Origin of the sequence: Spirosoma sp. KUDC1026, assembly GCF_013375035.1 — a bacterium.
Taxonomy (GTDB): domain Bacteria; phylum Bacteroidota; class Bacteroidia; order Cytophagales; family Spirosomataceae; genus Spirosoma.
Genome location: NZ_CP056032.1, coordinates 3,229,260 through 3,251,687, shown reverse-complemented (window position 1 = coordinate 3,251,687; position 22,428 = coordinate 3,229,260). Strand labels below are relative to the sequence as shown.

The following is a 22,428-nucleotide window of genomic DNA, read 5'->3' as shown; positions in this document are numbered from 1 at the left end:
CGGTCTATTTTCTTACGTCAATCATCTTTTCTCTCGATCAACATGGCTAAACTCGCCACGGATCTTATCAAACTAAACAACCTGCAACTGGCTGGCAAACTGGTCAGCGACGAGCTGCTGCTGGGTATCCAGGCCAGCAAGCGGTCCGGTGTAGGGACCGAGTTTGAACAATTCCGCCACTATGAACCCGGTGACGATCCGAAGCGTATCGACTGGAAACTGTTTGCCAAAAGCGGGCAGTACCTCGTGCGCGAATCGGCGACGGAAAGTAACCAGCAGCTGCGGTTCCTGATCGATCTGTCGGGGTCGATGAACTACGCCGAAAGAAACGTCAGTCGGCTGAATTACGCTAAATTACTGCTGGCGTCGCTGGCGTACCTCAGCAACCGGCAGGGCGATCAGCTCAGTTTGTATGCCCTGCAACAGAGCGCAGTGCAGACGCTGGTTCCCGCCGGGAAGCAGGCGTTTCAGAAAATCATCTCGACGCTCGATGCCGCCCAGGCGTCGGGCGAGTGGAAAACGACGCAGGCTTCGTTCCCGGAATTTAGCCGCAAACAAACCGAAATGCTCGTGCTGGCGTCCGACTTTCTGCAGGTGGGTGATGAGTGGATCAACCTGATTCGCAGCGTAGCCGGACCGCGCCGGGAGATTGTCATTTTTCAGATTCTGGGCGATCAGGAGCTATCGTTCGACCTCAGCGGCTTCTACCGGTTTCAGGATCTGGAAACGGGACGAGAGATGGAATTACAGGCCGAAACGGTCCGTGACCTCGTTCGGGAGCGGTCGGCGGCTTACCTGACCCGCTTGGAAGAAGCGCTACGTATTCCGCACGTCCGGCTGATACGGGTACGGATGAGTGAGCCGGTCGCGTTGGTATTGACCCGTTTTTTAACCGGAAAGAACTAATTAATGGAGTTTGTTGAACCATACCTACTGTGGGGGAGCCTGGCCGTAGCGATTCCGATCGTGATTCACTTCTGGCACCAGAAGCAGGGCAAACCCCTACCGTGGGCAGCTACACAATGGCTCACGGAAAAAGACCAGCAGCAGAGTCGGGGACTACGTATCGACAACATCCCGCTGCTGATCCTGCGCTGCCTGTTGTTGCTGGTGCTAGCCCTGCTGGTCAGTCAGCTAGTACTGAACAAGTCAGACCAGACCGAAGCGATCAAAACGGTTCACCTAGTGCAGCCCAGCGCCTTCGTAACCGATAATTTTCGATTTGAGCTGGACGAAGCCGCTAAAAAAGGGGAAGCCGTTTACCTGGCAAACAATGAGCTTACTCCTATTGCCAGTCAGTCGAATCAGCCAGTAGCAACGACTCCTTTCAACGCGTTGCTACTGCAAACGGCAATCAATGAACTTCCTACAGAGACAACCAATCTGCATCTGTACGTGCTGAATAGTGAGTCACTGGCGGACGTACCGGCGATTACGGTGCCGCAGCGATTCCACTTACACAGCGTAATCGATTCGACCAGTCAGCCCCGGCCCTATTTGACGGCCAAAGACGGTAAGAAACTCTTCATCAACCAGGCTGGAAAACTAACGGCCACCAATGCTATATCCGGCCTGGCGACACCCGGCGTAAAACTGGCATCAGCACCCTCGTACGAAGGAACGCTACACGTATTGCTCCAGTACGCTAACGCCCCCGAGCGCCAGACCGTACGAGCGGCTCTCCAGGCGCTGATGGATGTGTACGCGCTCGACCTGACCATCGACGAGAAACCGACCCGCCGAGCCTACGACTGGGTTTTGACCGACAAGCCCCCCGCGCGCTTAACGCCCAAAACGCTGTACATCGTCTCGGCGAATGAACAAGTTCCCCACCCCGCTAACGTTATCTACACAAACGAACACCTGACACCCCAAACTTCCGACCGCGTCGTGAATGGCCAGTTACCGGAGTGGCTGGGGCAACAGCTCATTCAGCAGTACGAGCTGAATGCTCAACCCCATTCGCTGAGTAAACAGGCTTTAGCCAATTTGTTTGTTCCATCAACAAAACGTAGCACCTCCCAGCAGGCCAGCTTACAGAGTATTTTACTCCTTCTGTTTGTGAGTCTCCTCCTTGCTGAACGCTGGCTGGCGCTAACCAAAAACGCATGAACGAACTGAAACGAACTCTCTCGCTGGTTACGTATCAGCTTTACGCCAACGCCCTGCTCCGTTGTGTGCTGCTGGCAATCTCAGCCTACCTGCTGGTTGCTACGTTCGCCGGACCTTCGCTTTTAGCTCTTGCCGCTGGCATCGTCGGTTTTGGCCTGGGCACGCTGTTGAGCAAGCCCTTTCAGGACAAACGTCCACAGGCGGTTCGACTGATTCACCAGTCGGTGGGTGATGTGGAATACAGCCTGCCGCTGCTGGAAAAAGAACAGCTTAATCTGGCCGAGCAACTACAGCTCGACCGGCTCAACGAGCGGCTCCAGCAGATTCCGGTACCGGGCGTTCTGCTGAAAAGCGCGGGCTGGTACGCCATCGGCTTAGCAGCTGTTGTGGCGTTATACTTCGGCTATCCTTTATTGCAGCGCCGGGCAACGCCTACCCCCGACGACCCCAGGACGCAGGTGGCTACGGCGGCCGCTGTCAAACCGGGTGCCCCGACGTTTCAGTCGGCGGCTTTACGGGTGCAGCCACCGGCCTACACCCAGCTTCCCGACCAGAACTCCCGCGACCTGAACGCGTCGGCTGTGGTGGGTTCGACGCTGACCTGGCGGGTGCAGATCAGCAGCCAGCAAAACGTCAAAGTCCGGTTGGTGAATAGCAAGGGTCAGGAACTGGCGTTTCAGCCGTCGGGGGGTGCGTTCACGTACCAGGATCAGCTCCTGAACTCGGGTCTTTATGCGATTAAAACCTACTGGCAGGATCAGCCCGGCCACGATTCGCTGATCTACCAGTCGGATTTTTACCGGCTCGATGCCAAACCCGACATGGCGCCCAAGATTGAGCCGGAATCGAAAGAGCTGTACAAGTTTCATTTCCTGAAAGACCCCAAAACGGTCTCCATCGCGGCCAAGCTATCGGACGATTTTATGGTCTCACAGGCGTTCATCGTAGCGACCGTAGCGCGGGGGTCGGGCGAGAATGTCAAATTCCGGGAGGTCAAGATGCCGCTCGGTCCGAAGAATTTCAAGGAAACGCGCATTACCAAAACACTCGACCTGAAAGCGCTGAATTTTGCGCCGGGTGACGAGTTATACTACTATTGGGCCGCCTTCGACAACCGCCGTCCCGAGCCCAATTTCACTAAATCAGATACGTACTTTCTGGTGTACAAAGACACGACGCAGGTAGAAGAAAGCGAACTGGCGACGATGGCGGTCAACATCATGCCCGAGTACTTCCGGAGCCAGCGGCAGATTATTATCGATACCGAGAAGCTAATTGCCAGCAAGAAGAAATCGACTGACAAATCCTTCCGCAGTACGTCCAATGAGATTGGTTTCGACCAGAAGGCATTACGGCTGCGGTACGGTCAGTTCCTGGGCGAAGAGTTCGAGAAATCCATTGGCGGGGGGGATGCCCTGCCAACTGACCAGGATGGCGATGTCGTCGTTGGTTACGCGATGATGCAACAATACATGCACAAGCATGACGAAGGCGAGGGTGATCACAGCGCTCCGGCGGCTGCGCCGGCTCATGCCGGGCACGATCACGCCGGGCACAGCCACGGGGGCGGTGGCGGCAACGACGAAAAAGATCCGGTTGCCGCGCTGATGGAGCAGTACATTCACTCCCACGACGACGCCGAAACGAATACGTTTCATGAACAATCGACACGGTCGCTGCTGAAGATGGCGCTGGAAAATATGTGGCAGTCGGAGTTACACCTGCGTATGTACGAGCCCGTTCAGGCGCTGCCCTACGAGCAGAAAGCGCTGGAATATCTGAAGCTATCGCAGCAGAAAGCGCGGTCGTACGTCAAGAAAACGGGCTTTGACCCGCCACCGATCAAGGAAAAAGAACTACGACTGACGGGCGAACTAACCAACGTAACGCCGACCTTCAATCAGGACAAATCGTTCACGAAACAACGGCTTGAACCGTTGGTAACCAATGTACTAGGCTATCTGGAACTCCCCGAACTCTCTTCGCGCCAACGCCTGACGGTGCAGCAGTTGGGTAATCAGCTGGCCGATCAGACGATAAACAGCGGCCTGCGCAACTGGTCGGTGCTGGCCAGCCTACAAAAAATGGCGGGCGGCAAACCGCTGACCGCCACCGAGAAGCAACAACTCAAAACCAAACTCTACGCCCTGACCGGTACATCGGTGAAAACCGGACCGGCATCGTACTCCAGCGAGCGTACGCTGGAGCGGGCTTTCTGGCGACACATCCGATCATGACGACAACCCTCGACTGGGCATCTCCGCTTACCTGGCTCACGGCGCTGGTTCTTTTTGTACTCCTGGGCGTGCAGGGCTGGTTTCTCTTTCGTGATCGCTCGCTATCGCCCGGCAAACGATTGCTGCGGGGCGGTCTGAATCTGCTACTCTGGCTGGTTGTAGTGGCGTATTTCCTGCAGCTCCGCTGGCCGCTGGATAGTCCGGAACGACACGTACTGCTGGTGGGCAATGACGTACCACGAGCCGTTGCCCAGCGGGTGAGCGACAGCCTGCACCTAACCGAAACGCTGACGCCCCGGACGTTCAAAGAGACCGTTGACTCGGTGACGCTGGTTGGTCAGGATTTCCCAAAGGAAACACTGACGCAGCTGAGTAGGGCGGCCGTGGAGTGGGTACCGTACAACCAGCCCGATCAAGTACAGGATTTACACTACAAGGGATTACTACGGCAGGGCGAGCAGCAGACCGTGACGGGATGGATACAGTCATCAAAAAAACAGACGCTGGCGATTCGGTATGGTCATGTAACCCTCGATAGTACGTCGGTTCCGGCCGGAGCAAGTCCGTTTACGCTGCGGTTTCCAGCCTTCGTTCGGGGCCGTAATCAAACGGAGCTTGTATTAAGCGGCAGAGCAGTTGATACGTTGCGTTTCTTTACGCGGGCCTCCCGTCCGCTGGCGGTTCAATTCGTTTTGAGCAACCCCGATTTTGAAACCAAGACGCTGGCCGATTGGCTCGGAAAACAAGGATACGCGGTTCAACTCTCGGCAACGCTGTCGAAGAATATCAGCAGCGCGGTCAGCATCAACCAATCGAAAGACAGTGGCAAGAAAATACCGGATATTGTTGTTACGGACCCAAGCAATGCCGCCAACGCCGTAGTCAAGAAAGCAGTGGCCGACGGTCGGACGGTATTTTTTCTCAATCTGGCAACGCCCGAAACGGAAAGCCGGGTTATCAACCAGGCGTTGGGCAGCCGGTTTCAGGTGCGTCGCGTATCCAACGACCCGACGGTTCCGGTCGGCAATAATCTGAACGCCCTACCCTACCAGTTTGGCCCATCGCTGACGCAGTTCCCGGTAACGGGCTACCCCATTGCCATACAGCGCGCCAGCGGCCGGGTAGGCGTCAGTCTGCTGAGCGAAACCTACCCTCTTACTCTCAGTGGCGACAGTCTGACCTACAGCCGCATCTGGACGAGCGTTCTGGCACAGTTGTACCCAATCGACAACAACGTAGTGCAGGTGGAGGCTCCGCTTTACGTTGGGCTGCCAGCAGAACTGCGCACAAACAACCTGACAGCAAAGGCCGTCGCCATTCGGGCGGGTGGCGACACCACTCGTCTGCAACCTTCTCCCCTCAACGACCAGTCGGCCAGTACGCGAATCACATTCGCGAAGGATGGCTGGCAGCCGGTTCAGGATTCGCTGATGGTGTACGTAAATAACGCCAGCCAGGCGCAGCGGTCATGGGTTAATCAGTTTGTGCTGGCTCACAATCGGCAGCAGTTTCTCCCCGCCCGCATTCAACCGGAGCGCTACGCCCAGCTCCCGAACTGGTTCTGGCTGGTTGCGTTATTGATTTGTTTTACGGCGTTGTGGGTGGAACCCAAGTTTTGACGCGTGGCAGAGATCGACGGAGTAAATTACGTCGCTGGTAACCCATTCAGATCTTAGCCAAGTGTGGTCTACTTCTAAATTACACCTGACTGCTTGTAGCCTCGAACTTTCTGGTAAACTTTACGTTGGTTCGAGTGACACAAGTACAGTTGACATGAAAGCATTGGTGGCATTTATACTGGCAACGCAGATCTTGGTAAGCAGTTTGCTTCCTGGATTCAGTGTGGACCAATCCACCAAGCTGGTCGATCTGATACAGCATTTCCAGCAACACCGCAAGACCGCGCCCGATCTGAACTTCCTTGATTTTATAGGAATGCACTACGGGTCAACTTCCGAGCATCAGAAGCACCCCAATCACAGTCATCAAAAACTACCCGCGGTTAGTCATGCCGCTCCAGCATTTACCGCCCCTTCGGCGATTTTGCTGTCAACGACTATTTTCTCTATACTGTTACTGGCCAAAACAGCCTGTTTCCGCTACACCAATTTTTACTCATTCGTCAGCATATCGTCGCTGATCAATCCCCCCCGACGCTAGCGGGGCGTACCTACAGGCCATACTATATCCTGACGGGTTCATTTTCTCCCTGTTTCCGGGCGCTTGGCCTGTAATCCACTAACTCAACTTGAGTTACGTTACCGGTCTGCACCCTCAGCCAGGCTGTTCAACTGTCACTGTGATAGCGCTTTTGCCATTGCTTCCGCGACCCTGTGTCCCGTTCGCTCGAGCAAAACACGATTCCTGAATTCGCCCGTGACAGGCATCAGCTCTAGTGCATCAATGCGTCGGTCATACTCCGATGCAGAAATCCCCTACGCATTTTCTTCTGGAATAATTACAAGCCCACTTCCCGTTCGTCGTCGCGATGTTGAACGCTATCATTCATTTTTCAATCCATAATAAATTAATTGTCGGCCTGTTTACCCTGGCGCTGGTCGGATGGGGTATCTGGTCGGTGTCGCAACTGCCAATCGATGCCGTGCCTGACATCACCAACAATCAAGTGCAGGTCATCACCAGCAGCCCATCGCTGGCGGCCGAAGACATTGAGCGGCTGGTGACGTTCCCGATCGAAGTGGGGCTGTCGAACATCCCCGGCCTGACCGAAATTCGCTCGTTTTCCCGCTTTGGGCTGTCCATCGTCACGGTCGTGTTTTCCGATGCGACGGATGTGTACTGGGCACGTCAGCAGATCAGCGAGCGATTACAGACCGTAATCGGCCAGATTCCGCCAGACGTAGGAACTCCAGTGATGGCTCCCGTGACGACAGGTCTGGGCGAAATTTTCCAGTATACGGTCGTTCCCAAAAAAGGCTTCGAAAACCGCTACTCGCTGGCGGATCTACGTACCATTCAGGACTGGACTATCCGCCGGGCTCTGCTGGGGACACCCGGCGTGGCCGACGTCAGTGGGTTCGGTGGGTTGCTAAAACAGTATGAGATTGCCGTTGACCCCGACCGCTTACGGAGCGTCGGCATCACCATTACCGACCTGTATACAGCGCTTCAGCAAAACAACCAGAACACGGGTGGTGCTTACATCGACAAAAAACCAAATGCCTTCTTCATCCGCTCCGATGGCCTGATCCGATCGACCGCTGATATAGCCGACATCGTTATCCGCCTGAATGACCAGGGGTTACCGGTGCGCGTTCGTGACGTAGCACAGGTGCAGATTGGCTCGGCGGTGCGCTACGGGGCCGTGACCCGCAACGGAGAAGGCGAAACGGTCGGGGCCGTGGTCATGATGATCAAAGGCGAAAACTCGTCGGCGGTCATCAAGCGGGTCAAAGAAAAAATCACCCAGATTCAGCAAACGCTGCCCCCCGGGGTGCAGATTATTCCGTTCTTGGACCGTACCAAAATGGTGAACAGCGCCATCGGTACAGTGGAGCGGAACTTACTGGAAGGGGCCACTATCGTGATTGTGGTACTCGTTCTGTTGCTGGGCAATTTCCGGGCGGGCATTGTGGTAGCGTCCGTCATTCCGCTGGCGTTGCTGTTTGCCATTTCGATGATGAACCTGTTCGGTGTGTCAGGCAATCTGATGAGTCTGGGCGCTATCGACTTCGGACTGATCGTCGACGGGGCGGTGATCATTGTTGAAGCGACGTTGCACCATCTTCAATTGCGAAAGAGTGAATTAGCGAATGAGCGAATGGCCTTCGGCGCCAGCAATTCACTCTCTCACTCTTTCGCTCTTTCACCTGCCCAGATGGATGATGAGGTCTACCAATCGGCGGGGCGTATTCGGTCGTCGGCGGCCTTTGGCGAAATCATCATTCTGATTGTGTACCTGCCGATTCTGGCTCTGTCGGGAATTGAAGGCAAGATGTTTCGCCCGATGGCGCTGACAGTTGCCTTTGCTATTCTGGGGGCGTTTATTCTGTCGCTCACCTACGTACCAATGGTGTCGGCCTTGCTGCTCAGCAAGAAAATCGAGCACAAAGAATCGTTTTCCGACCGGATTCTCAAACGGATCCATCGCGTTTACGAACCGATTCTGTTACGTGCGCTCAATCATCGGATACTAATTCTGAGCAGTGCCGTTTTGCTGCTGGGGGTCGCATTATTTCTGTTCTCCCGCATGGGAGGTGAATTTATTCCGCAGCTCGACGAAGGTGACTTTGCCGTCGATACGCGCACGCTGACGGGTAGCTCGCTGTCCGAAACCGTCGATGCTACCCTGAAAGCCCAGCGGATTTTGCTCAAGCAGTTTCCTGAAGTTGAACAGGTAGTGGGAAAAATAGGCTCCGGCGAGATCCCAACCGATCCCATGCCCATCGAAGCCTCCGACCTGATGGTTATTCTGAAGCCCAAAAACGACTGGACATCGGCCACCACCCGCGACGAGCTGGCGGGCAAAATGGCCGAAGCCTTATCGGTCATTCCGGGTGTTACGTTCGGGTTTCAGCAACCTGTGCAGATGCGTTTCAACGAACTCATGACCGGCGCTCGGCAGGACGTAGCGCTCAAGATTTACGGCGAAGATCTGGGCCAGCTCACGAAACTGGCCGAGCAGGTGGGCAAGTTGATCCGAACCATCGACGGGGCCAAAGACCTGTACATCGAGCAGGTAGGCGGCCTATCGCAGATTCTGATTCGACTCAACCGGGCGCAGATTGCCAAGTTTGGGCTAAACGTAACGGACGTGAATCGGACCATCAATACCGCCTTCGCCGGACAGTCGGCGGGGCTGGTCTTTGAAGGCGAGAAACGGTTCGATCTGGTCGTTCGGCTGGCCGCTGACCGACGCCAGAGTGTCGAGGACATTCAGAATGTATACGTATCGGTTCCGGCCAGTGCCGCCGGTCCCGCCCAACAAATTCCGCTGGGGCAGATCGCCCAGGTAACGATCCAGGAAGCTCCCAATCAGATTCAGCGGGACGATACCCACCGACGGATCACGCTGGGTTTCAACGTGCGGGGAAGCCGCGATGTCGAAAGCATTGTCACGGAGTTACAGCAGCAAGTGGGGCAGCAGATTAAATTTCCGCCCGGCTACTCCATTAAATAACGTGAATTATGGATAACTCCCCATTTAACTGACTGATAGTAAGTACATAGTGAGCAAGTGATAGCGAGATTTGCACTGCCAAGTAACAAAACTCAATCACCTGCTCCTATGCTTCGCGAAGATAAGGCCCTTAAATTAATTGAGATCTTCATCACCTGTGATGATTTTTGCAATGTCCTGACCCAGTGGCAAATGCAGCAAGGCACCTTGCCCACTATTCGACAGGGCGAGTTAACCGACAGTGAGATGTTAGCGATCACAATCTTCTATCATCATTCAGGGGCCAAATGCTTTCAGTACTATTACCAAGACTGGGTAGAGGCTCAACTAAGGAGTTATTTTCCCAAGTTGATCAGTTACGAGCGATTCGTGGCCCGTATGCCTCGCTTACTACCTGGACTTTTTGTACTCTTAAAATGGCTTTGTGCCCAAGGCCAGCGAACCGGCTTCTACATTGTCGATAGTAAACCGCTGGCCGTCTGTGATAACCATCGCATCCAGGCCAATAAGGTCTTTGCTGGCCTGGCCGCCCGTGGGAAGTCCTCTATGGGCTGGTTCTTTGGGCTAAAAGCGCATTTAGTCATTAATCAGTACGGCGAGTTAATCAATTTTATCATTACGCCTGGTAATGTCTCGGACAACAACGCCAGCTTATTGCCAGAGCTACTGGCGGATTTGCAGGGACAGTGCTTTGGCGACCGGGGGTATTTGACTAAACTGTTTGCCGAGTTTTACCAGCGAGGTCTTCATTTAGTAACCAAGCTTCGACGCCGGATGAAGAACACCTTGATGCCCTTGAGTGATAAACTCAACTTACGCAAGCGCGGCTTAATCGAATCGGTCAATGCCTTGCTAACATCGGTCTTCGACCTCGAACACACTCGCCATCGGAGTGCGCTTAATAGCCAGATCAATGTCTTGGCAGGTTTGATCGCTTATTGTTTTCATGACCGTAAGCCATCTATTGTGATCCCAGTTCAAAAACGCATTTATCCATAATTCACGTTAAATACGGCGGCCAGTTTCAAAATCTGGTCGATGCCAAGCAACGGTTGAGCATCGCCGTGCCGATTGCCCTCGCCCTGATTTTTGCCCTGCTGTTTTTTACGTTCCACTCCGTTCGGCAGAGTCTGCTCATTTTCATGGCGATTCCGATGGCAGCCATCGGGGGCGTGTTTGCACTGCTGATTCGGGGGATGCCATTCAGTATTTCGGCGGGCGTGGGTTTCATCGCCCTGTTTGGGGTGGCCGTACTGAATGGTATTGTCCTGATTGCTGAGTTTAACCGACTTCGTCACGAGGAAGGACTTACCGACATGACCGAGATTATCCGGCAGGGGGCCGAAGTGCGGCTACGCCCGGTTATCATGACGGCCCTGGTCGCGTCATTCGGTTTCATTCCAATGGCGCTGTCGAACTCAGCGGGCGCTGAAGTACAGAAACCACTGGCTACCGTCGTGATCGGTGGTTTACTGACCGCTACGTTGCTGACGCTCATCGTGCTACCCATCCTGTACTCGTTGTTCGAGCGAAAAGCCGTGGACAAGGAAGCGCAGGCGGCCCGGTTATCGAAGCCAACGGATTCGGTGAAAATTGCTGGTATTGTTCTGTTGCTGGGGCTCGTCACGACGGGTTGGGCACAAGGGCCGCAGCAGATCACGTTACAACAGGCCATTCAGCAGGCTACTACGCGGAACGGCCAGTTACAAACGGCGAATCTGGGTGTCAGCCAGCAACAGGCGTTACGTCGAACGGCCTACGATGCCGGGCGTCTGTCGGCTACGCTTATGCTGGGCCAATACAACAGCCGCCGATTCGACAACAACCTCGCTCTAACGCAAACCATCCCGAACCCAACCCTGATGCGCCGATTGGCGCAACTGAACGATCAGACGGTCAGCGCGCGGCAGGCGGAGGTAGCCGTTACCCAAAACGATATTCAGTACGGCGTTAAGTCCGCCTATTACGAACTGAACTACCTGTACCGGAAACGTCAGCTTTTTCAGCAGCAGGATACCGTAGTGACCGAGTTCGTCAAGGCGGCAACGTTGCGGGTCAAAACCGGGGAAACGGGTAGTCTGGAGAAGGCGACGGCAGAAAGCCAGCTGGCCGATCAGCGGGTCAAACTAGCGCAGAACGAAGCGAGTCTCATCGCAAGCCAAAGTCAGTTGCAAACGTTGCTGTATAGCCCTCAGCCGGTTGACATAACCACCGAACCACTGCCGAAACTGACCATCGACGGGATTCAGGACAGTATAGCGCTGGCCCGGAATCCGCAACTCCGGCAACTACAGGAGCAGACTCGAGTGGCAGAACAAAGTCGACTGGTAGAGCAGGCCCGGCTCAAACCCGATTTTCTGGTTGGACTATTCAGCCAGACGCTCGTTGGTAATCAATTGATCGATGGGCAAGAGCTATATTTCGGTCCTGGCTATCGATTTAATGGGGGGCAGATTGGCGTTACGTTCCCCCTGATCGGCCAGCCACAGAAAGCGCGGATCAATGCCGCCCGCATTGGTGAACAACTCGCACTGACCGAACTGAAAAACCGGCAGTTTGCGCTGAGTCAACAACTGAAACAGGCGGTCGGGCAATACCAGCAGTACCAGCAGGCGCTGACCTATTACGAAACGAACGGGCTATTGCAAGCAGCTCTGATTCAGACCAATGCCCAACGCGCGTTTAGCGGTGGCGACATCGGCTACGTCGAATTCTCGCTGGCGTTGCAACAGGCCTTCACCATCCGGTCGAACTACCTCGACCTGCTCAATCAATACAACCAATCTGTTCTCTACATCAACTACTTACTGGGCAATTCCTAATCCGACCCATGCCGTACTCCATGCATACCTTACTTTCTGCATCGCTCCTGACGCTTCTTCTGGTGGCGGGCTGTAGCTCATCCGATAAACAGGACGGTAAAGCAGATACTAACCTCGCCGAAGTAGCGACAACCAAGAGCGATTCAACCAAGACGGGCCCTATCCGCGTGTCACTGACCCAGGCACAGTATGACGTAGCGGCTATTCAGCTCGGCCAGCCGGCGTTACGGACGCTTAACACCACGCTCAAAGCAAACGGAACCATCGACGTACCAGCCTCGAATCTGGTCTCGGTGACGGTCCCCTTTGGCGGATACATTCGAAAAATCGACCTGGAGCCAGGCATGAAAGTTCGCAAAGGACAGCCACTGGTCGTGCTGGAGAACCCTGAATACATTCAGTTACAGCAGGATTATCTGGACACTAAAGCCAAGCTGGAATTCGCCGACCTGGATTATGCCCGTCAGCAGGAGCTGAGTCGCGACAACGTAAACGCCCTGAAGCAGTTTCAGCAGGTGCGCGCGAACCGGCAGAGTTTGCAGGCGCAACTGGCCGGTATGGCACAGCGATTGGCCATCCTGCACATCAATCCCACTAAACTCAGTCCAAGTCAGCTGACCCGTCAGGTAGCCATTCCGTCGCCCGTGTCAGGATTTGTAACTAACGTACCGGTTAACAACGGGCGCTTCCTCAACCCATCCGATATCCTGGTCGAAATCACCAATGTCGATCACCTGCACGTTCGGCTCAGTATTTTCGAAAAAGACATCAGCCGGATTCATGCCGGACAGATTGTCCACTTCGGGATGGGTGGCGATCCGTCGTTCGTACATCGGGGGGAGATTTTCCTGATCGGCAAATCCATTGCCGCTGATCGGACCATTTCGGTGCTGGCGCATCCGGACGGCTACGCCCCGGATCGCCGGCCGAATGACTTCATCCCAGGTGGCTACGTATCGGCACTGGTCGATATACGGACGCAGCCCTTGCAAACCCTTCCCGAAGCGGCCGTCGTCAGCTACGGTGGTAAGTCGCTGGTATACGTGCTGGAGAAGAAGCAGGGCAACCCCACCAGCTATCAGTTCCGGCAGGTGGACGTAAAAACGGGCGTTCGGGAAAAGGGTTACGTGGCGGTGACGCTCCCCTCGGATATAAATCCCACCGTCACGCCGATTGTCGTCAATGGCGCGTACAGCTTGCTGGCGAAACTCAACAACAGCGAGGAGGAGTAAGGACGATACGAAACTTGTTCGCTCCTTACGGGCTCGAAAACGACCTGGCAATTCTGTTCGTGGGCATCCAGTAACGCGGTGTTAGCTCCGCAGGAGCTGTCGACATGTTACTGGATGCCTGTAATTTTGGGGATCAGTGATCGGCTGATTATTCTTTCAATCCACGCGCGTCCAACTCCTTAAGGACGTCGGCCATTGTGCGGAAGCGGTTGGCGTCACCGATCATACTGATGCCCGACATAATCAGGGCAAAGCCTCCCGTACTCACCCAGAACCAGGGGTCGGCGTTCACTTCTTTCAGTTTACTGCCGTGCAGCAACGTAGCCAGCCCGCTCCCCAGCAGCATGGCACCACCGCCACCAAACAACCAATATTTCGTAATCAGTTTTTTCTCCCGTTCCGTTCTCATCGTCTGTGTCGTTTATAGAAATAGAACTGCTTTAACGGCATTGGGTTTGCGAGAATGTTGATTTGGCGCCTAGTCTGAGACCGTTTGCTCAATTCAACAGGTCAATGTCCTAAACTCGAAACTGATTGGCCGAAATAGAAACATGCGTTACAAAAAGAAAGTCGACCTTTCGCCCCTGTTTTGACTAGTTTCTTTTCAGAGAGCTGTAGTGATCAAATGGCCAGCGCATGTTGTGTTGGCCATTTTTTGTTTATAATCACTCAGACAATGTATTGTCTATAGTTGGCTGATATAGAATTCCACAAACAGCTTCATCGTTTCTCCATTTGATAGTCCCTGTTTCCGCCTGTGAAAAAAGCTCTCGTACTATGCTATCTATTTCTGTCAACCTGTTTCAGTCAGGGACAGGATATTATCGATATAGCAAAGAAGGTGCCCGTCCCGCGAGATCAGGTTTCGCCAAAAGACCTAGCCTCCTATTATTTCCCGCTGACCTTATCGCCCGATAGCGCCGTCTACGTAGGACTTGATCCATTCATGAACCGATCTTGTTCTAAGGTTCTAGCGACTATGCACGAACGCATCATTTACCGTAATCAATCTGATACGGTCATTTATCGGCTCACTTGGCTGCGGGCCTTTCATCCACCAGTTGTTATTCGTCTGGAAGAGTATAAAGGAAGCTGTTGGCTTATATGGAAAACAGTAGATGAAACGTCCAGTCCTCAACTGGTTACCCGCCGAAAAAAACTGGATCAAAAAACCTGGAACACGTTTAATCAACGAGTAAACCGGGCCGCTTTCTGGCAGTTATCCACCAATGAAGACGTGATTGGCGTAGATGGTTTTGATTGGATACTGGAAGGTAAATTACCTGATCGGTATCACGTAGTAGCTCGATTTATGCCGAAGGTTAATAGCGACTATTACCAGTGCTGTCATTTCTTAATTGAGTCAACAAGACTACAGCTTTCAAACAAAGAAAAGCACTAGCAGACTCTCGCTTCGTCAATCGGCTAGAACTGTCTAAAAATTGGCGTTTCTTTGCAAAAAACTGCCCGTTCCTGGCTTGAAAGCGCTTTACGTCCTCTTATTTGCTGGATTTCTCTCTCCCCTGCTGGGCCGTGCTCAGTCGCTGGGCGGACAGCGCGTTTTCTCGTTTCTTGATTTACCGACCCACGCACGTGTGGCTGCCCTCGGCGGGCAGGTTGCCACCGCAACCCGCCCCGATGGCGCGTATTACCTCAATAACCCCGCCCTGGCTGATTCGCTGACGGCCAATCAACTGTCCATCAGCCTGATGCCGTACCTGGCAGCGGCCAAGTACTACACGCTCCACTACGGACTTCCCATCCGCTCGGGGGGTAAATGGGCGGTGGGAATGCAATACCTGAGTTATGGACAATTCGACATGACCGACCCGGCGGGAAATACGCTCGGTACGTTCTCGGCCAACGATTATGCCGTTAGCCTGACTCACGCCCGCACCGAAGGTAACTTCACCCTAGGCGCAACAATCAAAGCCGTAGGATCGGCCATCGAGACGTACTCAGCGTTTGGTGTACTGGCTGATTTCGGCGGGGTCTGGCGGCATCCAAAACAGGAGCTTACCTTCGGGCTGGTGGCGAAAAACGTGGGGTACCTTGTTCGAAATTACGGTCCGACGGATGCTGATTTGCCTTTTGATCTCCAGGCGGGGGTAACGCTCAAGCCCCGTTACGCCCCCTTTCGACTAACGGTAACAGCGCATCACCTCCAGCGTTTCGACATTGCCTACAACGACCCGAACCTGAACGTCCAGTATGACCTGAACGGCAACGCTATTCCGCGCACCGTCAGCGTTGGCGAAAAACTGGCCCGGCACCTGAGTGTGGGGGCCGAACTACTCCTGAGCCGCAACGTCCAAATCCTGCTCGGCTACAACCACCTAAAACGCCAGGAGGGCAAACTGGCAACGGGAGCCGGTACGGCCGGAATCTCGTTTGGGGCTTCGGTACAGGCGCGGGGCTTTCAGCTTACCTACGGTCGGTTTGCGGCTGCACCCACGGCGGGTACCAGCCAACTCTCATTATGTATCGATTTTGACCGGCTCCTGCGTTGAGCCGCTTTTCTTACTTTCTATGAATCCAGACATTCTGGCGAAAGCCGCCCGCATAAAACTCCTCCTCACCGACTGCGACGGTGTTCTGACCGATGCCAGTGTGTACTACGGTGAAAACGGGGAGATCTTCAAGAAATTCAATATCCGAGATGGCATGGCCGTTGAGCGACTGCGCGAACAGGCAGGCGTCGAAAGCGGCATTGTCACGGGCGAGCGGTCGCCGTCGGTCGTGACGCGAGCGGCCAAACTAAAGATTACGGAGTTACACCTCGGCGCGAAGGATAAACTTTCACTCCTGCCCGAGATTCTGGAGCGGAACGGCCTGGATGCGTCGGAGGTGGCGTTCATTGGCGACGACGTGAACGATCTGGCTATTTTACAGGCAGTGGGTTTGTCCGCCTGCCCCGCCGACGCAACGAAATTCAACAAAGCCGTGGTCGACTACTGCTGCGAGCTGAATGGCGGGCAAGGCTGCTTCCGTGAAGTGGCTGAACTGATTATCGAAGCCAAACAGGCCCTGTACTAACCGCGGCAGCCTGAAACAGTCTATTATGATTAAGTGCAAAACCACCAACAGTTTAGCGTATTTCAAACTACCTTTTTGTCATGCTGACGAAGGAAGCATCTTCAGTAACGAACCTGTTTTGACTACCGAAGATGCTTCCTTCGTCAGCATGACAAAATAATCTAATGTATTTTCGGTGATCTACTTACCGCCCACAGATTCCTTTGTAGTCGCAATACGTACAGGTGTCGAGTTGGTCGGTTTTGCGGAATGGGTCGCCCATATCCAGCATCCGCAGAATCAGTTCCTGCAGCAGTTCCTCCGACTCAGTGATGTACTGGTCATCGTCGGCCCCGAACGAAACGGGGTTGGTCTTGAACCCACCGCTCACGTCGCGAAACGAATAGAATCCCGCTTCGACGGGCAGGTTATGGATCGGATAAATCTGCTTACGGGCTTTATCGCGGGGCAAACCACCGTGATTGCGGATGTTCTTCAGGGCCAGGTAACGGTACAGCCACAACTGCCGCATTTTGTCTTCCTTGCCGTTGTGGCGGAGCGCATCTTTTAGCCCCTCGGTATCTTTTATACTCTTGAGATCGACCTTCCCCGTTTTGTAATCAACAATTCGAATCTTGTTGCCCAGCCGTTCGATTCGGTCGATTTTTCCGGCCACGCGAACGCGAACCGTTTGGTCGATGCCCAGCGGAATCTCCAGCCAAGCTTCCAGGGTTTGTTCGGTCCCAATGACAGTCAGGTCAGTCAACTCGCGCTGTTGCCGCTGAAAGTCCAGCATCAGGCGGTTGGCCATGTCGTAGAGCAGCAGGTTCATGCCCGACTCGACCACGCGACCTTTCATCGTGTTCGTAAACTCTTCTTTCAGCAACCGGACAACGTCTTCTTCTTCAACAGGCTTTCCTTCCAGACGGTATTCCTTATCCAGCCGTTCCAGCACAGTGTGCAGCCAGTTTCCGAGGTCGGCCGAGCCCATTTTCTCTTCCACTTCTTCCTCTTCGCTAATTTTAACGATCTGGCTGAAATAGAACCGCATCGAGCAGCTGATGAACTGGTTCAGCTGCGACGGGTAGAGGCCGGTTGTCGTCAGGCGGTCCAGCAGTTTCTGTCGGACGGCTTCCGTTTTCGGAATACTTAGTTCGGTAATATCCGCAATCTGGCTCAGACCCGACCGGCCGAAACGTACCGTCGGTTTGCTCAGGCTGATCCGCCCACCCGACTGCGGCACCAGTTCATGCTCCAGTTGCCGCACAAACCGACTGACTTCGCCCCGACCGCTGCCGTAGGCATCGGTTGAGGTCGTGTGCAACAGCACAATGTCCGACGCGCGCTGGAGCAGGCGGTAAAAGTGATACGCCATTACGGCTTCCTGCTCACGGTATGTCGGCAGGTGCAGCTCCGACGCAATATCGAACGGAATCAGTGAGTTCTGCTTCCGGGACTGCGGCAGGGTACCTTCGTTGACCGACAGAATTATGACCCGGTCGAAGTCCAGCGCCCGGGTTTCAAGCATCCCCATGACCTGCAACTGGCTATTGCCCTCACTGGTAAACGGAATACTCGTCTGCCGGATCAGTTCGTACAGAAACTGCCGGAAGCTTTTCACCGTAACGGGCGTATGGTTCTTGTCGCGGGCCTGCCGTTCGAGCGTCGTTTCCAGTTGTTTGAGCTGGGTATGAAACAGATAGAGATATTCGATCTCGATGGCATCCTGGCTCTGTCGGTACACCTCGCGCAGTTGGTCAATCAGCTCGTAGAACGTGCGGATGGCTTTGGCAGGATCATCGTTGGGCCATCGCGTAAACAGCGTCCGGATTAGCGGATCGTCGGTTCCGTCTTCGGTCTGGCTCAACTGCTGCAGATCTTTTTCGGTCAGGTAGACAAGCTGATCCGTAACGATCTTCTTGGCAATCCATTGAAACAGCGGCTCGGGTGGCTCCACCTCCCCGTTGGGCCGCGTTGCTCCCGGCCACATCAGTCCGTTGATGCGTTCGTACTGCTTCACAAACGGGTGATTCAGCACCTTCACGACGTGGCGATGGTGAAACTTCGGTATTCGCAGGTCACGACCATCTTTTGTCCGAAACTCATGGACGGTCCGCTGCATTTCGAATAACGTATCGATCAGCGTGAACAGCAGCGAACTTCGCAGCGACAAGCCCATCGTTACGTTCAAATCGGTTACGCTCTCGTCCAGCGCATACAACATCGGCACCAGCAGCGTCTCATCCGCCAGCACAATCGCCGTGCGAGGGGCGTAGGGCGCGGGGCGTGGGGTGAAGGGTTGAGGGCGGGGGATTGGGGCGGGGGGGTCGAAGAGGGATAGTTGAGTGGACTGAGCGTATTGGGTGTGGAGGGCGGTTGAACGACTTTCGCTCACAGTTCCAGATTCCACATCATCAAAACCTAAGTCAGCGTCATTCATCCCCAACTCCTCATCCCCATTACCCTGATCCCCAAACTCTTCACCCCACGCCCTACGCCCTACGCCCTCATCTTTTTTCCATTCTCCATACAGCTTCCCCGCCACTTTGGTCTGCATACTGGCGTTGGGGACGCCGACGACGCGGATGCGTTTATCCGTGCCGAGCAGGTTGTTGGATAGTTGCTGGAGGTCGGCGCGGTTCTCTCTGGAGAAGAGCCAGCCATTTTTCTGATAGCGACGCAGAAACTCGCCTGCCTCCTGCTGCCGGTTGTCGACGTAGTACTGATCGGCGTCCCAGAACAGCTCGGCTTTCTGGGCATCGACCAGGACCCGAATAATGTGTTCTTCGGCGCGGCTCAGGGCGTTAAAACCCACGAAATACACCTTTTCGTAAGCCAGATTATCCCGGATCAACGTATCGACCTGCTCGGCCAGCAAGCGATACGCCATACCACGATACGCCAGCCCCTGGTCAACCAGGCGGTTGCGCAGATTCGTGTACGTAACGTGCAGGTTTTCGAACAGCTTAAAATAGCGGGACGTACCGGGCGTTTCGGTAATTGCTTTGGCCGAGGGCGGCAGATCCGGCTGCCAGCGCTCGAGGGCTTTGGCGGCCGTCAGATAGGAGAACAGTTCGCTGGGATTGACGAGATACTGATCGATCCGGTCGAAATCGGCCAACAATACTGATGCCCAACCGATGAATTGCTCAAACTCAACCAGCGGGTCGATCTCCCGGAACACGTCATATAATTCAAATAGCAGACTGACCGAGTCGATGAGTTGCAGACCCGATGCTTGCGTAATGAAATCGTCGACGGCCATAGCGTGGGGGGCCAGAAACGGCTTATCGGACTGCATAGCCAGCTCGTCCAGAAAAACCGAAACGGCCCGGCGCGTGGGCAGAATAACCCAGACATCGCTCAGGCTGGGGCCGTGGGCGTCAAAAATTCGTTGAGCGGTTTGTTGGAGAAAAGTCATTCAGTACTTGGACGGCGCTACTAAGCAAAGTCGGATAGTAAAGATACAGTTCCCCGGTCGACCATCAGCAACGTTCAAGATAGTTTTAGTGCATCCGGTCGCCCCGGACAGTCATATTCGCCAGAATCTCGGCTTCGGTCGCCAGGAACTCCTTCCAGCGCTCGCGCACCCGGGCCGGTGGCACGTATGTTTCGGCCAGTTCAATAAAGCAGCGGTAGTGCCCCGCTTCCGAGACCATCAGTTCACGGTAAAATTTGCGTAATCCTTCGTCGGTTATGTTTTCGGACAGCAGCTTGAACCGCTCGCAGCTCCGGGCTTCGATCAGCGCGTTCATCAGCAGGTTATCCATGAGCTGTTCCTTCTGATCACCAATCGACCGGCGCAGCTTGGCCCGAAGCTGGTTGACGTATTCGTCCTTGCGCTGGCGTCCGAGGGGAATGTTGCGTTTACGAAGTTCCTTGAGCACCCGCTGAAAATGGCCCCATTCTTCAGCCACGATGGGCGTCAGCATCTCGACCAGTTCTACTTTGTCTGAATACGCAACAATGAGCGAAATACAGGAGGACGCGGCTTTTTGCTCGCAGTACGCGTGATCGATCAGGATGTCGCCAATGTTCATTTCGGCGATGTTAACCCAGCGCGGGTCGGTCGGCAATTCTAAGCCCAGGGTGGTAAGCGACATAGGACGTTCGGCCATTTATGCGCAAAGATAATACGTCACCAACAAATCAACTCTATGCCGTTTTTTGGTGTTACAGACGTACGAGTCATTACCCAAATCCAGTGATTTCGGAAGACTGTACCGTCTTCTTTGCAACAACCGTTTATGCGATTATCCTTTCTTATTGCACTTATCGTCAGTGCGCTGTTTATCAGCTGCAACTCCCAGCCGGATAGGCCCCAGGTAATGGACCTGAAACCATCGTCCTTACCCGCGCTGCAACCCGGCGAGGCCGTTGCTACGTTTGCGGGGGGCTGTTTCTGGTCGATGCAGGAAGAAATGAGACTGTTGAAAGGGGTTCGGCAGGTCGTATCAGGCTATGCCGGGGGCGATGTCGAAAAGCCCACTTACGAGCAGGTCAGCTCCGACCAGACCGGCCATGCCGAAGCGATTCAGGTGTATTACGACCCGAAGGTTTTGCCGTACGATAAACTGCTGGATGCATTCTTTGCCGCCCACGACGCCACAACACTGAACCGGCAGGGGCCGGACGTGGGTAAGCACTACCGCTCGATTGCCTTCTACCGGACGCCCGCCGAAAAAACACAGATCGAAGCTGCCATCCGGCGCGAGGATGCGTCTGATCATCACCAGGACCCGGTTGTCACGCAGGTCACGGCTTTGGATGCTTTCTACCCCGCTGAAGGCTACCACCAGGATTACTATCGCCAGAACCCATATAACATGTACGTGGCCACCGTCTGCCGCAAGAAGGTAGGCAAATTCAAGGATCGCATGAGCGATTACCTGAAAAAAGACGTGGATTAAGACAACGGCTGGGGTGGTGGCGTTCCGGTACCGGCAGGCCTGGAGTTATTGACAGGTAGCGGCACAAACTCGGTGTTATCGTTGGGCGGCAAGGCGATACGTCCCGCCAGCCAGTCGGCTTTGGCTTCTTCAATTCGTTCAGGGCGTGACGACACGAAGTTCCACCGCACCGGCGGCCCGGCAGATAAAGCGCTCACCCAGAGGTTCACCGCCTAGCAGCATGATCGTACTGGTTTCGCGGGCAATGATTACGGGGTCGATACCGGGCGTGAAGACAATCAGTTGTCCAACGCCGTAGTTTCGCCCACTCACTTCCACACTACCTTTTGCGACGTAGGCACCCCGCTCCGGATAGCCCAGTGGCAACCCAAAGCGAGCACCCGGTTGCAGGACCAGATGGACGTAAAACATGGGCGAATGCGTTTTCACATCGTTACGTAGTCCAAAAGCGTCACCGGCAATGAGTCGCAGCCAGATGCCTTTGTCGGTGAAGACTGGCAGTTCGTGCGGTTGGTAGTTGTCGAAAGCCGGAGCGCTCTCTTCGTCTTCCTTCGGCAGGGCCACCCAGGTCTGAATCATCTCCAGTGACCCACCCGCCAGCGTCGCCGGGTCTTCGAATCGTTCGGAGTGAGCAATACCGCGTCCCGCCGTCATCCAGTTCACTTCGCCCGGCCGGATGATCTGCTGTACACCCAGGCTGTCCCGATGCGTAACCTGCCCATCAAACAGATAACTTACCGTCGATAACCCAATGTGCGGATGGGGCAGTACGTCCATTTCGCTCACCTGATCGGGTGTCCAGTTTACGGGACCGGCATGGTCCATAAAAATGAACGGCCCCAGCATACGCCGAAGCCGATACGGCAGAATACGCCGGACAGAAAAGCCATTGCCCAGCGACGCAGGCCGGGCATCAATGATAGAATCGATCATAGCACAAGTGATCAGGAAACGCAACGA

At 54.6% G+C, this 22,428-nt stretch carries 14 protein-coding genes and 3 pseudogenes; 13 read left to right on the top strand and 4 right to left on the bottom strand.

All coding sequences use genetic code 11. From position 1 onward, the window contains the following. Window positions 1-42: 42 nt before the first annotated feature. From HU175_RS13565 to HU175_RS13525, 9 genes and pseudogenes are all read left to right on the top strand, one after another. Complete coding sequence (locus HU175_RS13565) at window positions 43-906, top strand: DUF58 domain-containing protein (protein WP_176567109.1); 864 nt, start codon at window positions 43-45, stop codon at window positions 904-906. 3 nt (window positions 907-909) lie between these two features. Then, on the top strand, window positions 910-2,112 hold the full coding sequence (locus HU175_RS13560; protein WP_176567108.1) for a BatA domain-containing protein: 1,203 nt from the start codon (window positions 910-912) through the stop codon (window positions 2,110-2,112). Further along, window positions 2,109-4,349, top strand: a complete 2,241-nt coding sequence (locus tag HU175_RS13555) for a hypothetical protein (protein ID WP_176567107.1) — start codon at window positions 2,109-2,111, stop codon at window positions 4,347-4,349. The genes HU175_RS13560 and HU175_RS13555 overlap by 4 nt, the downstream gene beginning before the upstream one ends. After that, complete coding sequence (locus HU175_RS13550) at window positions 4,346-5,968, top strand: hypothetical protein (protein WP_176567106.1); 1,623 nt, start codon at window positions 4,346-4,348, stop codon at window positions 5,966-5,968. Before HU175_RS13555 ends, HU175_RS13550 begins: the two co-directional genes overlap by 4 nt. A 223-nt stretch (window positions 5,969-6,191) precedes the next feature. Continuing rightward, window positions 6,192-6,509, top strand: a complete 318-nt coding sequence (locus HU175_RS13545) for a hypothetical protein (protein WP_228724156.1) — start codon at window positions 6,192-6,194, stop codon at window positions 6,507-6,509. Window positions 6,510-6,837: 328 nt separating this feature from the next. Beyond that, window positions 6,838-9,483: pseudogene (locus HU175_RS13540) on the top strand (efflux RND transporter permease subunit); the annotation flags it as partial. Window positions 9,484-9,597: 114 nt separating this feature from the next. Further along, on the top strand, window positions 9,598-10,488 hold the full coding sequence (locus tag HU175_RS13535; RefSeq protein ID WP_176565439.1) for an IS982 family transposase: 891 nt from the start codon (window positions 9,598-9,600) through the stop codon (window positions 10,486-10,488). A 5-nt stretch (window positions 10,489-10,493) separates the two neighbouring features. After that, window positions 10,494-12,311, top strand: a pseudogene (locus tag HU175_RS13530) (efflux RND transporter permease subunit); the annotation flags it as partial. 20 nt (window positions 12,312-12,331) lie between these two features. Then, the gene (locus tag HU175_RS13525) at window positions 12,332-13,543 is read left to right on the top strand and encodes an efflux RND transporter periplasmic adaptor subunit (RefSeq protein WP_176567104.1); all 1,212 of its coding nucleotides are present in this window, start codon (window positions 12,332-12,334) and stop codon (window positions 13,541-13,543) included. 148 nt (window positions 13,544-13,691) lie between these two features. Here the strand turns inward: HU175_RS13525 and HU175_RS13520 are convergent, their stop codons facing one another. Next, entirely contained in the window at window positions 13,692-13,952 is a 261-nt protein-coding gene (locus tag HU175_RS13520) for a hypothetical protein (RefSeq protein WP_176567103.1), read from the bottom strand. A gap of 570 nt (window positions 13,953-14,522) precedes the next feature. Between HU175_RS13520 and HU175_RS13515 the strand changes: the two genes are divergently transcribed. From HU175_RS13515 to HU175_RS13505, 3 genes are all read left to right on the top strand, one after another. Then, window positions 14,523-14,945, top strand: a complete 423-nt coding sequence (locus HU175_RS13515; RefSeq protein ID WP_176567102.1) for a hypothetical protein — start codon at window positions 14,523-14,525, stop codon at window positions 14,943-14,945. 76 nt (window positions 14,946-15,021) lie between these two features. Then, entirely contained in the window at window positions 15,022-16,053 is a 1,032-nt protein-coding gene (porQ, locus tag HU175_RS13510; RefSeq protein WP_176567101.1) for a type IX secretion system protein PorQ, read from the top strand. Between the two features lie 19 nt (window positions 16,054-16,072). Next, window positions 16,073-16,579 (top strand): KdsC family phosphatase, encoded by a 507-nt coding sequence (locus HU175_RS13505; RefSeq protein ID WP_176567100.1) that lies wholly within the window; start codon window positions 16,073-16,075, stop codon window positions 16,577-16,579. Between the two features lie 184 nt (window positions 16,580-16,763). On the opposite strand, the gene HU175_RS24670 is transcribed toward HU175_RS13505, so the two are convergent. Further along, the gene (locus HU175_RS24670; protein ID WP_228724155.1) at window positions 16,764-19,979 is read right to left on the bottom strand and encodes a PD-(D/E)XK nuclease family protein; all 3,216 of its coding nucleotides are present in this window, start codon (window positions 19,977-19,979) and stop codon (window positions 16,764-16,766) included. A gap of 85 nt (window positions 19,980-20,064) precedes the next feature. Further along, window positions 20,065-20,661: a tRNA-(ms[2]io[6]A)-hydroxylase gene (locus HU175_RS13495; RefSeq protein ID WP_176567099.1), complete on the bottom strand. Its 597-nt coding sequence runs from the start codon at window positions 20,659-20,661 to the stop codon at window positions 20,065-20,067. Window positions 20,662-20,805: 144 nt separating this feature from the next. On the opposite strand from HU175_RS13495, the gene msrA reads away from it, so the two are divergent. Further along, window positions 20,806-21,468, top strand: coding sequence for a peptide-methionine (S)-S-oxide reductase MsrA (gene msrA / locus HU175_RS13490; protein WP_176567098.1), 663 nt, complete (start codon window positions 20,806-20,808; stop codon window positions 21,466-21,468). Here the strand turns inward: msrA and HU175_RS13485 are convergent. Continuing rightward, window positions 21,465-22,401, bottom strand: a pseudogene (locus tag HU175_RS13485) (pirin family protein). The gene msrA and the pseudogene HU175_RS13485 sit on opposite strands and share 4 nt — an antisense overlap. Window positions 22,402-22,428: the final 27 nt, after the last annotated feature.